8 protein-coding genes and 1 other annotated feature (1 of these 9 cut by a window edge) are annotated in these 16661 nt (G+C 44.9%); all 8 genes read right to left on the reverse strand.

Annotated elements, in window-relative coordinates; genetic code table 11:
• Nucleotides 1–241, reverse strand: a binding site (T-box leader); it reaches 24 nt to the left of the window's first position.
• A 72-nt stretch (nucleotides 242–313) separates the two neighbouring features.
• Nucleotides 314–622, reverse strand: coding sequence for a hypothetical protein (locus GQF01_RS27355; RefSeq protein WP_161410128.1), 309 nt, complete (start codon nucleotides 620–622; stop codon nucleotides 314–316).
• Between the two features lie 215 nt (nucleotides 623–837).
• A complete protein-coding gene (locus GQF01_RS27360; RefSeq protein ID WP_161410129.1) occupies nucleotides 838–1845 on the reverse strand; it encodes a DUF3231 family protein in 1008 nt (335 codons plus the stop codon).
• Between the two features lie 183 nt (nucleotides 1846–2028).
• Nucleotides 2029–7797, reverse strand: coding sequence for a glycoside hydrolase domain-containing protein (locus GQF01_RS27365; protein ID WP_161410130.1), 5769 nt, complete (start codon nucleotides 7795–7797; stop codon nucleotides 2029–2031).
• A gap of 26 nt (nucleotides 7798–7823) precedes the next feature.
• On the reverse strand, nucleotides 7824–9431 hold the full coding sequence (locus tag GQF01_RS36930) for an S-layer homology domain-containing protein (RefSeq protein WP_161410131.1): 1608 nt from the start codon (nucleotides 9429–9431) through the stop codon (nucleotides 7824–7826).
• 26 nt (nucleotides 9432–9457) lie between these two features.
• On the reverse strand, nucleotides 9458–12928 hold the full coding sequence (locus GQF01_RS27375) for a PA14 domain-containing protein (protein WP_161410132.1): 3471 nt from the start codon (nucleotides 12926–12928) through the stop codon (nucleotides 9458–9460).
• 668 nt (nucleotides 12929–13596) lie between these two features.
• The gene (locus GQF01_RS27380; protein WP_161410202.1) at nucleotides 13597–14532 is read right to left on the reverse strand and encodes an iron-hydroxamate ABC transporter substrate-binding protein; all 936 of its coding nucleotides are present in this window, start codon (nucleotides 14530–14532) and stop codon (nucleotides 13597–13599) included.
• A gap of 44 nt (nucleotides 14533–14576) precedes the next feature.
• Nucleotides 14577–15596 (reverse strand): FecCD family ABC transporter permease, encoded by a 1020-nt coding sequence (locus GQF01_RS27385; protein WP_161410133.1) that lies wholly within the window; start codon nucleotides 15594–15596, stop codon nucleotides 14577–14579.
• Nucleotides 15593–16582, reverse strand: a complete 990-nt coding sequence (locus tag GQF01_RS27390; protein ID WP_161410203.1) for a FecCD family ABC transporter permease — start codon at nucleotides 16580–16582, stop codon at nucleotides 15593–15595. Before GQF01_RS27390 ends, GQF01_RS27385 begins: the two co-directional genes overlap by 4 nt.
• Nucleotides 16583–16661 lie beyond the last annotated feature (79 nt).

Genomic DNA, 16661 nt, shown 5'->3' on the forward strand with positions numbered 1-16661 from the left:
CGTGGTACCACCCCAGATTCGCCAATATGTCGCCATATTCGCCTCTTCAAGTACGGCATTACGGTGTAATGCGTATACTTTAGCTCTGTAACAGGAGCTCCTGGCGCACCATCCCCTTCTTACTTGGTTCCGATGTGCTGCTCTGAGCCTTTTTTCAATAAAGAATTCTTTACTCCTTTTCAGCTAACGGAGCTCTCTGTGAAAGATTTCATTTATTTACTCTTCTCTTCGTCGCATTTGAATGTTGCGATAATATTATCAGATATCGATTGTAACGTAAACAACATTTTTTAAAAATTTCGAAAAAAGACCCTTATTCGCCTACGATGTCTGCTCTTAAATCGCTGGCAACTTCCGTCATCCTTGGAATCACGGCTTCATTCTTGCCTGACACGTAAATATCACCCTGATAATGCCGGAAAGGAATTTGGGTATCACCGTAGCTCCACATGAAGAAATCACCTTCGATCGACATGGTCGTAGCACCGGTTATCGTAAACACAGATGTATAGGAAAAATCAGATTTGGAAGCAAAATACTGCTTGCATTCTTCCAAAGAGATTACGGCTTCTGAGCTGTCATTCACTTGCAAAGATCTTGTAATTCGATAGCGTTGATTCACAACGATTCCTCCATTCGTTCAACCCCAAACTAGTGGGTCTCCACGGTTTGTTTCATTAGATGAAAGTTAGTTTCATCCATATTTTATTGCAAAATCGTGCAAATTGCTAGCGCAATTTTGGGCTTCCCGGCGTGTGGCAACAAGGCCCCCTCCGCCATACAAAAATAGCCATTCCAGTCCCTGGAGTGGCTATGTCTGTATCCATTGGCTTACCCTCATGTTTTGGTTAGCTGTCTGCGATCTTCGACTTGTGGCGGCTCTTCCATCCAACCATGCCCAATCATCATTTCCCCGCCTTCTTTGACAAAGGGAATAATTTTTTGAGCAAGTTTTGCTAGCGCAAGCGGTAAATCGCTACGTAGACTAAAAGCTCCACCAAGCGAGTGACTTCCAACCGCAAACGAACCCAATAAATTGGTGAGATACATCATCAACTTATCAGAGAATGGAGAAACGGTGGAGTTGGTGGCTTTCCCCGCGTGAGTGGCAGGCGGCTCAATGTAGTCCTCGCGTAGAAATTCCCCCAAGGTCGTTTCGACCTCTTTGGACAGCTTCATCCCTTTCACGAAATATTCTTTCACTTTCTTATCATGAGCAACTTGAGCGAAACCGATCATGAGCTGCATCCCTGTAAGGTTCATTTCAATGGCATGATGCAAGAGCGAAACCTCAATCGCATTAAGAGCTCTTTTATCCTTAAATAAATGGAATCCTGATAAATAATTATCATCCTGAATAAAGGTTACTTCTGTAGGCATGGAGATATAAGGCGGCCGGGTTAGCACCCCTTTCTCCTCCAGGAATTGTACGCACTGATCGTACATCTCTTGTGAATTTGCTGTTAACTGCTTAAACAGCTGTCTGATATCTTTGCGATACGACATTGTTGAATGAAATGCAAATAGGGGAGTTTCAATCTTGCTTATCATATGCAAAAACATGGGTTCATACAGGTAATCAAATAACTTAGGAACCCCTTTATTGACGTCATTTGGAGTAAATCCCAGAGGAATGACAGCTCCTGCTCCCTCGAAAATTTGTTTAATCTTCGTTACGATTTGTTCAGAGAAATCGTACGTTGTTTTTAGAATTTGTTTAACTTCTTCATTGTCTGCACTTTCAAGGAAATATTCCAAAAATCGAAGCAACATGGTTTTTTCTTGATAGGTCATCCACAAGTTACCTATTTCAGACGATGTCAAGGGGATATCGGTTGATTCCATATGGTTGACTCCTTTATGTAAATTCGCGTGAACTCTTCCTGATGTTTACTTTCATTTATCATTTCCTATCGGGGAAAGAATATCCAGAATCCTTTGGCCAAGTTGGCCTATGAAAATAGGGCTATCCCTCTGGTCATAGACCTTTGGAATAGCCCTCATCATTTTTTGCTTACAGCCTGTATGTTACTGTGCGTTTAAAGAAAACCTAATATTATCAAAATTACCAATGTATTTCTTACTGGAATTGGTAGTTCCCGTAAAGACAAGATAGATATCTTGAAGCCCAGTCAGCTTTTGAGTTAAATCAGCCGTTACGGTCTGGTAAGTCCCCCATCCGCTCGCAGTCGGAGGTGTGGAGAGTTTCCCAACTAGTGTACCGTTTATGCCACCCAAACGAATCTCTACAGCCGCATCGGTAGGACAACTTCCGCTGTTGCCTGAATACTCAATGCCAACGCGATCCACGCCTTCACTGCCGAAGTTCATTTTCTTGAAACCGAGCCAGGCGCCATTAAACGTATTAGCAACCTGATCTCCGCTAGTCCCCTTCTCTGTTTTGAGAGGAGTATTATTGTTGTAGATATTTAGAGCAGTAGTCCATTCATTAAAGCTCTCCAGCTCCAACTTCGCATAATCGTTTCTAATTGGAAGCTCATACGAAAAGCTCGCGTTGTCGAAATTTCCGATGTATTTAAATGTCGCACTCGTCGTTCCAGTAAATACGAAGTATATGTCTTGAACGCCGGTAATTTTTTGAGTTAAATCGCCAGTAACCGTCTTGTAGGTGCCCCATCCGCTTCCTGTCGGAGGTGCTGCGAGCTTCCCGATTAACGTACCGTTGACTCCGCCTAATCGAACCTCGACTGCTGAATCGGCAGCCGTATTCGCCGTGTTACCTACGTACTCGATGGACAAACGGTTAACACCTTGTGTCCCAAAATCCATTTTTTTATACGCAATCCATGCGCCATTAAAGGTATTGGCAACCTGATCTCCGCTATTCCCTTTCTCCGTTTTGAGCGGACTATTATTGTTATACACATTTAAAGCAGTTGTCCATTCATCGTACTTCTCCAGCTCCAACTTCGCATAGTCGCTTCTAGTTGGATTTGAATTCACATACGAAAAGCTGGCGTTATCGAAATTACCGATGTATTTAAGTGCCGAACTTGTCGTTCCTGTAAGTACGAAGTACACATCTTGAAGGCCGGTTAACTTTTGAGTTAAATCGCCAGTAACCGTCTTATAGGTCCCCCATCCGTTTGATGTAGGAGGCGCCGCGAGTTTCCCGACTAACGTACCGTTGACTCCGCCTAATCGAACTTCAATGGCTGAATCGGCTGCCGTGTTAGTCGTGTTACCTACGTACTCAACGGACAATCGGTTCACACCTTCTGTCCCAAAGTCCATTGCTTTGTACGCAAGCCATGCACCATTAAAAGTGTTAGCAACTTGCTGCCCGCTTTTTCCACCTTCTGTTTTCATAGGGAGTGAATTACCCGGATTCAGGTCAGTCGACCAATCATCATAGGTTTCCAATTCCAGCTTCGCAAAATCATTTCTACTCTTTGCAAAGGTTAAACGGTCAAAGTTTCCAATGTAAGGTAACGCGCTTGTTGTGCTGCCTTTCATGACCACGTATACCTTCTGCAAACCTGTAACGGTTTTGTTCAATTGAGCGGTTACCGTTTTATAGGTTCCCCAACCATTGCCGGAATTCGTCAAGTTGACAGTTCCGACTAGTTCACCATCCAGTGCACCTAATCGAATCTCCATTTGACTGCCTACAGGCACTTTATTCGTTGGAGCATCATATTCAACGGTGATTTGATTAGCTCCTTTGGTACCAAAGTTAAATTGGTTAAAAGCAAGCCAAGCCCCGTTAAACGTATTGGATACAACCGTTCCGTTATTGCCTGATTCTGTTTTTAATGGACCATTGTTAAAAGTATTAACATCTGGTGACCATTCGGTGCGATTCTCAAACTGAATCGTTAAGCCATCCTGTGTAGGCGGCTCTTCCTCTTCCTCTGTCTTGTCCGGTAATGGAAGCGGGTCAGGAAGCGGCTCAGGATCTACAACGACCGGTGGCTTCGGTCCTGAAGGAGTTCCAGGCTCAGGCTTCGATACGATCGGTTCCGCCAGCCATAAGGAATCATAGATGTTACCGTTGTAAGCATCAACCAGATAAACGTTCATCTGGAATTTGTTTGCGTTCACGTTAAATTGCTGCGAAAGCTGGAAGCTTCCTTTTTCAACGGGTACGCTATTGGACATTAAGGCCTTCTCATTTTCATCCATGAGCTGGAAAACAACAACAGCCGAATCGCCGTAGTCACCTTTCAATGTTCCAGTGACATTGACAGCCATATTCCCTTGCCGGCTCACATCCGCTTTGAGATCATAAACATCCCACTGAATGTCGGACGTATACGCAATTGGAGAGACAAGCTCGTGACCAAATGTTATGCTCAAGCTTTCATTCGCCTTAACGCGAACCTGAATCTGACCTGCGGCATAATCCATCGGTCCTACCGTTTGCGGATTAGCTGTTGCCGCTCTCCACTTCTTGCCACCATCCGTGCTGATCTCATAGTCTGTCGCTTGGCTGAAGCCAGGAACAGCCGTCCAACCAAAGGTGTTGGCTTTATCATCAACAACTGGTGCTGTTGGCGCTGCTGGTTTCGTCATCTTCTTCACCGCTTCGAGACTAAACTCAAAGGCAATGTCCGAACTCGTAGCATTCACCTGATGAACTTCTGCGGTCACAACGTTAGTGCCTTTAACCAGGAACGACGGGTCTATAGCATAGACATTCCGATCCCGCTCATCGCCTACGGTTGCATTTGCTTTGGTGTTGTAGCTCACTTCACCTGTCGGCATATTCGTGCGGATAATTTCATGCCCGTTGAGATACACAACTGCTCCGTCATCACGAATCAGACTAGCATCCAATTCGAGAATATCGTTCAAATCAGGCATCACAAACGTTTTCCTGAAATAGGTCGTCGGGTACTTATTGTTCGCATCCGGACCGTAACTTGTTTTTGTTTTCACCCGGCCCAAACTGTCATACCCCAGCATGGCTGGACCAGAAGCCCATGTGCTATCATCATAAGCCAAGTTCGTCCAGCCTTCGCCAGCGTATTGACCTTTATCTTGATACTTCCAAACAGATTGCTCAGCAATCAATTTTTGATGACTTATTGTGTTTGTAATGTCAGCATTATAATCCATCGTTGGAGGTGCCGCACTTGCTACTGCTCCCCAACTTGTATTCGGCTTGGCATCCATTTCAAAAGACAAGGTACCACCCGACATGATATCGGCGTAAGTAATCCAAGCTTGATTGAAATCCTTACCATTCAGCTGTGCTGACTTAATGAATCGGTTTTGACTGGAAACGTTGTTAGCCTTAATTGTAAAGGTTTTACCATTATCCAGATGCAGCTTTAATTCAGAGAAAATTGGTGAACCAATTAAGTAATTCGCTTCTCCCGGATTTCCAGGGAACAAGCCCATGCTGCTGTAAACAAACCATGAAGACATACCGCCGGCATCATCATCCATCGATAACAAATATCCTTCTGGATCATCACGATAGACGCGGGATTTCATTGGGAATGCGTAAGGACCATGGTTATGATATTTCTGCGTAACCACTTCCGTTGTATACTCTCTTGCATAATATTGAGTCAAATAAGGATATCCCAAGTAATTGAACAAATAAGGAACATGCAAATCTGGTTCATTAATGGCCATATACTCGTTGATTTTGAAGAAATGCTGCAGCTCTTCTGCCATTTCTTTTTTGCCGCCCATCAAACCTGCTAATCCGTTTACGTCCTGAGGTACTGACCAACGGTAAGACCACAGATTGCCTTGATAAGCATATTTGTCCACGGCTAAAATATCTTGCTTATTTACTGTCTGTCCATTCGGTGTGAAGAAGCCGCGTTTATCGCCTTTTTCATCGACTTGCGTGGCATTCCACAGACTTTTATACGACAAAGCTGCGCTTTTATATTTCTCGTACGTTTCGCGATCTCCGATTAACTGAGCAAGCTTCATTGGGAACGAAGCACTGTTTGCCTTTTCCAGCTTGCCGGAAATCTCGGTGTCGCTTATCGAGAAATTGTCTGCATCAACAGCCATACCTTTGAGCGCTTTATACACATCAAAATTTGTAAAACCTTTTGCATAAGCGTCAACAATAACTGCACCATTAAACTCATTTCTTACCGTCGGGCTCGGCCAATACCCTTCACCCCACTGCTGATAGGAACCGCGAGTATTATATACGTCAACCATGGACTTCACCATGTTTTCATATTTCTTAGGCGCTAGCAGTGAGAATAACGAATATTTCCGGAAATCATCCCAAGTCGTCCAACCATTGTAGTAGTCAAAATCATTACCAAACTCGGACGTTTGGCGAACCGTGTTCTCATCCCTTGCTGCCTTGAATGTCCCGTTTGAGCTGGTAACATTATTCGGATGAAGGAATGTGTGATACAACTGCGTATAGAATACACGTTTGTTCGTTTCATCGGCATCGGTAATTTCAACCTTGTTCAGCTCTTTGCTCCAGTTACTTCTGGAAAGATTATGCTGAGCGTCAAAATCCCAATCCGCAATATCATGATTACGTTCATATTTTGCTTGATCTACACTGATTGTCGATAGACCAACCTTCGCTTGAACCACTTTATTGTCTTTTGTATTAAAATTCACCCAGACGCCGCTGTTCGAGCCGCTGCGCTTAGCTTCTGTTCCAACTGCATCTCCTTGCCAAGAGCTGTAGGAGTCGAAATTATGATCAAATTGAATGGAGTAATACATGGTGTAATACCCATGTCCGCACACATTCTTGGATTGAATCATACCAGAAATCTCATTGTTATTTTCAACAGTCAGATTCGCATCAACCATACCCGCATACGAATTGGAAAGATCAACCAATACAGAACCCGTATCAGCAGCAGGGAACGTATAACGGTGGAAACCAACATTATGTGAGGCTGTAAGTTCAACGCCAACACCAGAAGCAAGCTTCACGCCATAATAGCCAGGTGATGCATTTTCGCTATTTTTATCATACAACTGTTTGTACTCAGCACTATTTTTTGTAAAAGTGCGCGTTTCCGGCATCATCAAGATGTTACCGCCTGCACCGCTGCAGCCTACGCCGCTAAAACGCAGATGCGAGAAACCTTTTAGATACTTATCCTGGTAATAGTATCCGCTGAACGCTCCACCATCACTATCAGGTCCTAATGAAACCAGACCAAATGGTGTCGTTGGACCTGGATTCGCCTGCCCATTGTCGCCAAGCGTGTTAATGAACGGGTCTACGTAATCCACAGGAGAAAGATTAGTTGCAGGGTAAGCCGGGAGTTGATCGGCATCCACCCCATAAACTTCCAGCTCATACAAACGAACGGTATTGTTGTCGTAAGCCGCTTTGTCCACATAGAATCTAATGTACTGCGCTGAGAAAACCGGGACGTACCGGTTGAGAATTGTCTGCACATTATTCTTCACGACATCGACATCTACCCAAGTTTGTCCGTCGTTACTTTTTTGCAAGCGGAAATCCTTCGTGTTCCAGAAGGGGAAATTCCCCGACTCACTGATTCCTGCGTTTTTCACAATCCATTCGTTGATGTTATAAACTTTCCCTAAATCGAGTGCTAGCCACTTTTGGGCAACACCCGAATTATCGCACCATTTTGTTTCATTTTTGCCGTCAACTGCGCTGCTTGCACTCTCATTCGTGTTACATTGTCCCGAAGCTGTCACCGTGGCATTCAAGGCTACATTTCTCGTTTCAATCTCCTGAATGGAGGGATTCGTAGCCGCAGAAACAACTTCCAAAGCTAACGGTGCCAGCATGCTATATAAGAACAATACCGTCATGACAACTGAAATTATTTTTTTGCGTTTCCACATTGCGATGGGGTCCTCCCGCTTTCGTTTTATAAAGAACCGTTCGGCAGCAACCGAGTGATCATGACAGCAACTTCAGCCCGTGTAACTGAGCTTTTCGGATTGAAATGTGCGCCATCACCCTCAATTAATCCTTTTGACCAGGCTTGATGAACAGAAGCCGCAGCCCATGACGAAATTTCATTTGTATCCGCAAAAGAAGGATCAGCTTTCGTTGACTCCGTTAGGCTGAAATACTTGGCGGCTTGTACAAGCGCGACCACCGCTTCTTCACGTGTAATGATATCGTTCGGTCGGAATGCTCCGTTGTAACCCGAAACAATGCCTAAGGATGCTGCACCAATAACTTGTTCAGAGTAATAGGCACTAGCAGCAACATCAGAGAAAGGATTGGTAGCAGCTTGCGTAGATGCATGTCCGGACCATTTCAATGCACGCATCAACAGGGTAACGAACTCGGCACGCGTTATGCTCCGATTTGGCTCATAATGCTGCGGATCTACTCCCTCAACGATGTGTTTGGCTGTTAGAGATTGCACAGACTTTGCGGCCCAGTGTCCTGCGAGATCTGCAAACGTCTTGTTATACTCCAGAATTGTATAGTAGGAGAAGTGCTCGGCTGTGAAAGTGAAAGTTCCCTTGCTAACGGTTCCTCCAACATATTCAACGTTAGTGCCATTTACATGATAAACACCGGCAAGATCAGATGTCATTGCCTTCTCTTGTTCTTCCGTTAATTTCATCGTTACTACGGCAGGTTTGTCCAAGTGATGGATTTCCACTGTGTTGTCTCCCGTAATCATTTGGATCACAACAGAAAGAATAACGCCGGTTGACTTGTAATCAGGGTTGGACTGAAGGGATTGATTCAACAAGTTTTTAGCATCCGTTGTTAATGCTGTATTCAGATCAATACGAATTCGCGACTGCTGTTCGCTCGTAGCCGAAATGGCGTTGGCCGGGAAACGAACTGTGCTATTTCCATAGGTAAGAATGAGGTCCAAATTCTTATCCTTAAGGTCCTGCAAGGATTTCGCTGGGAACTCAAGCGCCGAACCTGCATCGCCAGTTGCTGCTGGCAATTGAACCGTAACGGCATCCTTGGCTTGCTGGATAGCCTGATTCAATGTTTCACTTCCGAGTACGTAACGTCCGTCTGAAGATTTCTCAGGCTGAACGATGCCATCGACGGTTTTACCTGCATTGGTTGGGATGGTGTTTGGGTCGGGTGGCGTTGTTCCAACGTTACCTGGATGATTATTATCATCAGGATCCGTTACTTCTCCGTTAGGATTAATGACTCTGAACATATTGACCTTTGTTAAGTTATCACTACCAACAACGACTTGGTATAAACCAAAAGGTGCAAAACCCTCGTCATCTGGTATCGTCACCTTCGTAGAGTAGCTGCCCTCTGCAGGGGTTATTGTATTAAGATAGAACATCGTTTGATTAGGACGAATAATTTTAACCACAACATCCTTCGTATTGTTCGCAACCGTCCCGGACAGCTCGATTTCACCGCCACGCAGTACTTCATTTACACTTAAAGCAAGTGTAAATGAAGCTGCTGCGTGAGCCGAAACCGGTGAGAGCACGAACAACAACGCCATAATGGCCGCTATATATTTTTTCACCGTCGTCAGTTCCTCTCTTCATTCCATTATTCAAACAACACAGGTCTTGCTAATTGAAGCGGTGCACGAAGATCACTGTCATATTGGTTAAAAATGAATGCTTTTACTTTGTAATTCGGTCCTTGCACGTTGAAATACTGGTTAAAAGTTAATTTATTTTGCTTAACCGGAATGGCGTTCATTAGAATCGGTTTGTCTCCATCCAGTAATTCAAACACGATATAAGCATCACTACTATAATCGGCCAGCGGCTCCAACGTCACATTAAGTTGAAGTTGCTCTCCCTTTTTGAGAGTACCTGTGATTTTATATGTATCTTCTATGAAGTTCATTGTAAATGGCAGATTCGATGCGAGAGATAGACCAGCTACTCTCCCAGAAGAGGCATCCGCTTTGACGCGTACCTGTACCGTACCCGCAGGATAATTGTTATCCCCAATCGGCTGCGGATTAGCTGTTACAGGAAGCCATGTTGCTCCTCCATCCACTGAGTACTCGTAATCAGCCGTGTTCGCATAGCCAGGGACATTCGTCCAACCGAACGTGTTACGACCATCATCAACCACAGGTGCGGTTGGTGCTACCAATGCTGTACTAACCGTGCTAGCAACCGAGTTGTCCCGTTTATCAACGGCTTTGACGGCAAATTTATAAGATTGACCCGCCTGTGTGCCAGGCACAACATACTGATAATTCGCTTGGTCCTTGACAGCTGGCACATAGGTGCTCCAGTTCATGCCTAATTTGCCGTCTACCTCGTAAATTCTAAAGCCTCTGACCGCATCTTCCTCAGGGTTGGCAACTTGTGGAGCAATCCAAGTTAGAATCTCCTTGCCATCCACCGTTTTATTTGCCGCCAATTGTGCAACAGGTGCAGGCTTCGCGTCATTCCTAACAATCGTATACGTATCGAAAGGCTGATCCTGACCAGACTTATACGAATCAATCGTGAAGCTGTTCTCCGTCATACGGATTCCCGAAAAAATCGGTAGATACGGCTGCTCGTATACCGCTGCATAATAGCGGTCTACGCCATTTTGGAGATCGTAATACTTCGTACCCGCTGAGTTATTAATCATATACAAAGTTCCGTCCGGATTAAGCGGATTTCCATTTGAATCCTTCTTCACATTCGTCACCGGAACATTGTTGTACATTTGATGAGATCTCATGAAAGTATGGTCATGTCCTTGCAAGACCACATCGATACCAAGCTCATCGAAGACTGGATAAAGCATTTGTCTCATACTCAAAATATCAGAATCAAGCGCGTGGTTCCCGAGTGAATAAATCGCTTTATGGAAAGCCACGACCTTCCACTTCCGATCCGTTTGGGCAACTTCTTTTTTCAACCATTCCACTTGCTGTCTAAAAGATTCTTTCTGACGATCATCCCAACCAATATCCATCGTATTAAGCACCATAATGTGCGCATCGCCATAGTCATACGAGTACACGCTGCCTGGTGGCAAAGGATTCTGGATGGAATCATTCGGATAATTAAAATGATAGTAATAATTGTCGTTATAAGGTCCTTCGTGATTACCAACCGCCGCCATAATCGGAATTTTCAAGAACATATTTTGCGGCTTTCCAAAATAATCAAGCCACTGAGACTCAAGGGAACCGGCATCCACCTCGTCACCCGTCATCACCATAAACTTTGAATTCGGGAAATGCTCAAGACCTTGCTTAAACGTATCGGCGAAAACTTCATAATCATGCGAATTCGAACCTTGCGAATCCGTCATGTACAAGAATTCATAATCATTCTCAATGAGTGATTCCGTTGTGAAACTGCCCGTATCGCTCCAGTTGCCGTCGCTTCCCACCCGGTATTTATAAGCAGTTCCCGGTGTTAGACCTACTGCGATCGCTTTATGGCTAATAAACGTGCCATTCGTTGAGCTTGTAATTTTAAGATTTAAAATTTTGGTTTCTTCCGGCTTTCCAACGAAACGTTTCACATCTGGTGTGCCAAAAGCTTTATCTGCTGGTACAACCTCAACAATACTATCCGCTATGTTAGCTGGTGCATTATCCGGCTTTTCATAGCTTGTATACCAAGCGAACGAACGGTTCGTTTTGGGACTTCCATTGAAGGACATCGCAATGGCAATTGGAGAGTAGTTAACTACATCATTTACAGGAATATACATGAAACTCCCAACAACTGTTCCATCTGCAAATTGTAAATTAGCTAGTCCGTCATACGAAATCTTAACAACCTGATTAGGTTTAACCTTGGTCGCCAAATTTATCTTAAGCATAGACGGGGTACTGCCTAACTCAACGCTTTGAACCTGAATAGGCAGATCATCAGCTATAACCGACAGATGAGTCCCAAGCGAAGCTGGCAAGTTATCCATATCCGAGGACATCGTTAGATAAGCGCTAGAGCCATCTTTTAGAACATTTCCTGCGATAGGTCCTGTGTAATTTTGCGGTAAGTAGAAGACATTGCTCGGTACGATAATCTTGGCCATATTTGGCGTCGACCAGCGCAGGTATAAATTCGAGCCGCCTGTATCTTCAAAATATTCAATTTTGAAATTGTATTTCTTTCCACCTTCCAAGGAGATCACATTGCCTGTTTGCTCCTTGTCCCAGTCATTCACCCAGTGATCGATTACGATCTTATCATCTACCCACAAGCGGAATCCGTTGTCACCCATCATGTAAAACGTATAATCTGCCGTTTGAGGTGGCATGATTTGCCCCGTCCAGCGAACATTGGCATGGTCTTGTGTCCCCGTCCACGATTGCAGGACAGGATCCAGATTCGTGAAATTAATCTGAGGATCTACCGTCGTTGCTTTGTAATCCCCAAAGCTGAAATCACTTTTTCCAAGGTAATATTCACCAAGCAATCCCTGATTACTGCTAGACGCTAGCGGAGTAACCAAAGGAGCAAGAGGTTTCGTTTCTACAAACCCAAAAGCTTGGAATTCATAAATGTTCGCTGCGTATTGGCCCGTCGCTGGATCAGCACTGCCCGGGTCCGTAATGTTTAGCTTGAAGTATCTTGCAGTAACCGGTGAGCTCAAATTATGGGTTGTTAGGCCATAAGTATTATCTGTAACCGTTACGACAGTAGTCCAGTGAACATCGTCCTCGCTGGTTTCAATCGTATAGTCCCGGGTATTGTAGCTATCAGGCTCTCCACTATAACCGGCATGTGCAAGTACAAACTGATGCACGGTAGCTTCTGCGCCTGCATCCACCTTCAGCCAATAAGGATTTTGCTCATTAGGCTGATTCGTATCCCCCTTGTAAACCCAGTTGCTGGTTGGATTACCGTCGATCGCATGTGCTGGGGCTGCATGATTAGACACATACCCATTTGCGGTTGCAGTAACTCCTGCTGCGGCAAAGACGTTGCTGGGATCTGGCTGCGCATACGCTGGTTGTGCAGGAGCCAAACCCGCTGTTAACAACGAGGTCACAAGCATGACTGCAGCAAGCACGCGTGATGTCAACGTGATACTCTTTTTCACTAGTTTCCCTCCTAGATAAATATGATTTTTTCCTAACGGTACTATACGGTCAATTAAACTTACATTCAATGGTTTTTGGGTTAATTAACCATGTAGTTATTGTAAAAGCGGTAAAGCCTAATTCCGTGCAATTGCTTTATTTTTCCTGTAAGCGTCAATCATTTGAACGCTCCATTGTTAATTATTGGGGTAAAATGGATGGTATATTCTGCGCGAAACGCTCATTTCATTTTCAAAAAAACGCTATCATCTCAGCAGTGATGCCACTTCCTCTTTTCCAACTTTTGCATACGCTTATGGGAAAAATGCACCCCATTTTTATCGTAAATGAAATGTAAATGTATTTTTAAGTCTTGCATGGCGAACCGATGAAAGGGTTTTCGAATATCCACAGAAATGAATAATACTTCACTGGCTGAAATTTTATTGCAGGAAATGAATCCGATTGTGCAGAGGGAACTGGAGTCCTCTATCTGTAGGAAATCGAGCTATTTCCTCAATTGAGGGTAGCTACAGGGTCTTATTTGGCCTCCATAGCGCGTGATTTAAGTGCAATTAACAAGATAACGGACCGTAGTTCCTCTTGTACCTGAAACCGTGCCTTATCAGTACAAATAAAGCTATCCCCCAGCCATATTGGAATGACTGAGGGATAGCTTTATGAATCCTTATTTAGTGAAAAGTTTCTCTGCTGCATCAAGCGCCATTTTATTTCCAATGGCGGAGTAATCAAGCCAAGGCTGATCGGCAATCGGGTAAATGTGACCCGCCTTAACCGCTTTAAGCCCTTTCCAAATCGGGTTGGTGGACAGCTGCTCAAAGAGTTTCTTAGCCCCATCTTCATTATTCACAATAACAAAGATTGCGTCGGCATCATAGTCAGGAAGAACTTCCTGCGAAATCGTTTCGTAAGCCTTGTCAATCTTCTCCACACCTTTGGCTGGCTTCAAACCTAAATCTGTAAACAGAAGTGGGCCGAGCGGACGTTTCATCCCCATAACACGCAGTTCTTTGGCAGTTACACGAATCGCCATTGCAGTCCCGTCGCCGATCTTAGCGTTTATAAGTCCTTTTACACTCGCAGCCTGTTTCTCGTAATCCTTGATGTATGTTTCTGCTTGCTGCTCTCGGTTCACAAGTTTACCGATTTTCTTCAAATGATCGCGCCATGTGCCTTCATCTAAGTTAAACACTTCTGATTTGGCAATTTTCTCGTACTTCGCGACATCCTTACCTGAAAATGCCTCATCCAAATAAATCACTTCAGGCTTCAAGGAAAGCAAGGCTTCCATATCGGGCTCAGCCACAACACCTAGCTTCTTGGTGTTCTGCAAACGGTCAGCGACATGCGGCAGAAAAGCCTTAAGATCGCCACCCATGACAGAACCTACAGGCGTAATGCCCAGCGCAAGCAGGTCATTCGTCAAATGAATGGACAGCGACGCAATACGCGGTTCTTTCTCTACTGGCTTAGTTGTACTCGCCACAGCAGCAGCTGAAGCAGAAGGAGAGGCAGATGCCGCAGGCGCTGCTTCTTTAGGTGCTCCGGATTGACCGCACGCTGTCAGAACGAATAAGGAACTGATCATACTTAGGACTACCATATTTCTCTTTTTCACAATAAAAACCCCTTTATCCTTCGTTTTCGTTATTTCGATCTTGCAAGCAAAAATAAAAAGTACGGAGCTCCAACAGCAGCAACAACAATACCTGCGGGGATTGCGTTAGGCTGGAAGATAGAGCGCCCAATCGTGTCGGAGGCCACCAAGATAACGAGACCTACCAGGCCCGCTATCGGCAGTACATACTGATACATCGGTCCAACTAATCGACGTGCCAGATGCGGCGCCACCAAGCCAAGAAAGCCAATCCCACCGGTCATTGCCACGCTCGCGCTCGACAAGGCAACTGCTGTCAGTAGAAGAAGCAGACGTTCGCGACTCACAGCAATGCCGAGCCCCGAGGTCGTTTCATCTCCAAGTGAAAAAGAATTCAAGATTTTCCACTTAGATAATGCGAAAGGAACGAACAGGCCAATCCATGGGAGAAGCGCAATGACATGCACCCAATCTCTCCCCCACACGTTGCCTACCAGCCATCTAGCTGTAAAACTATACGTCGCTTCATCTAACCGCAGCGACAGGAAGAGGGTCACAGCGCTAAAGCCAGCTGCAACGGCAATACCAACAAGGATCAACCGTATGGGTACAATCCCTTTGTACCGGTCAAAGGCTAAGGCCATAATCAAAATAGCGGTTATGACGCCACCAGCAAAGGCGAAAATCGGGATGAGCAAAGTCGGAGTACCCTTCATCGAGTGGAAAAAGCTGACAAACACAATTAAGCCTAATGCAGCACCTGAATGCAGTCCTAGAATTCCCGGATCAGCTAGACCATTACGGGTTATCCCCTGCAGGAGTGCGCCGGATAGGCCTAGACCGATTCCTGCCAGCATCGTGATGAGGATCCGTGGCAAGCGATACTCGAATAAGACAAGCTGATTATCGGCGCTCCCATAGCCTAGAAGCGTTTGCCATACTTCAATTGGCGAAAGCCGAATTGAGCCCGTATTCAAACTAATCAGGATCACAACCAAGCTTATGAGAAGCAAACAAATGCCAACCCAGATACTCCTGTTTTTGCGATCAAGAGGACGATACGATCTCATGACAAATTCCTCCTTTCTTTCCTAGCCAAATACAGAAAGAAGGGAACGCCCACCAAAGCAATCATTAGGGAGATGGCCAATTCTTTGGGAGGATGAACCATCCGAGCGCCTAAATCAGCAATTACCAGCAAAATTGCTCCAAGCAAAGAAGAAAGAGGAATGATGAAACGATAGTCCACTCCTACGATTTTTCTAGCGATATGCGGGATAACCAGCCCTACGAATCCAATGGACCCTACAGCCGAAACCCCCACACCGGCAAGAATAATGGCCAGAACAATACCGAGCAAGCGGATTCTGTTTGTTTTGACCCCTAGACCTGCGGAAACTTCCTCACCAAGCGAGATCAGGGAAACGGATCGACTTATCATCATAGCTCCTGCAATTGCCAGAAGTAGAATAGGTACAAGCAGCTTGACATGCTGCCACTTCACACCTGCAACTCCACCGGCATACCAGAAGGCAAGATCCTGACTAAGATCATAATAGATCGCAACGCCCGTACTCAGTGAATGCAGTAAAGCCGCAACCACGGAGCCTGCAATTGTTAAACGGAGCGGGGTTAGACCTCCAGGCGTCGATGAGCCTAGCAAGAAAATGAAACCCGTACTGAGCGCTGCACCCAGGAATGAGACCACCATAAGGCTTGAATAAGGCAGATTCGGAAAAAATGCAAAGCTAAGAGCAACCATGAAGGCTGAGCCGGCATTAATACCCAGAATACCGGAATCAGCTAATGGATTACGTGTTATTCCTTGCATTAACGCACCTGCTACTGCAAAGCCAGCTCCGATCATTGCCGCACCGAGAACACGTGGTAAACGTAATTCATGAATAATCTGATGGGTAGTTAACTCAGGATTATAATGAAATACGGCCGTCCATACCGTTTGCAGCGTCAAATCCTTGGCCCCAAACGAAATCGCAGTAAACATAACGATTAGTAAGGCTAGTATGGCAATGAGACAAATCAATCCATATGTCATTCTTTTCATGCTTGAAAGACCCAACTTCCTAGATGTAATCCGACGCTCTCATTAATATTGATAATCATTATCAATAAAT

This window comes from Paenibacillus silvestris, from assembly GCF_009882985.1.
GTDB classification, from domain to species: Bacteria; Bacillota; Bacilli; order Paenibacillales; family NBRC-103111; genus Paenibacillus_E; species Paenibacillus_E silvestris.

Bases quoted from the DNA above. Each gene is read 5' to 3' on its own strand.
- GQF01_RS27360 (WP_161410129.1), bottom strand. From the start codon at position 1,845: ATGGAATCAACCGATATCCCCTTGACATCGTCTGAAATAGGTAACTTG.
- GQF01_RS27365 (WP_161410130.1), bottom strand. From the start codon at position 7,797: ATGTGGAAACGCAAAAAAATAATTTCAGTTGTCATGACGGTATTGTTC.
- GQF01_RS27380 (WP_161410202.1), bottom strand. From the start codon at position 14,532: ATGGTAGTCCTAAGTATGATCAGTTCCTTATTCGTTCTGACAGCGTGC.
- GQF01_RS27385 (WP_161410133.1), bottom strand. From the start codon at position 15,596: ATGAGATCGTATCGTCCTCTTGATCGCAAAAACAGGAGTATCTGGGTT.
- GQF01_RS27390 (WP_161410203.1), bottom strand. From the start codon at position 16,582: ATGACATATGGATTGATTTGTCTCATTGCCATACTAGCCTTACTAATC.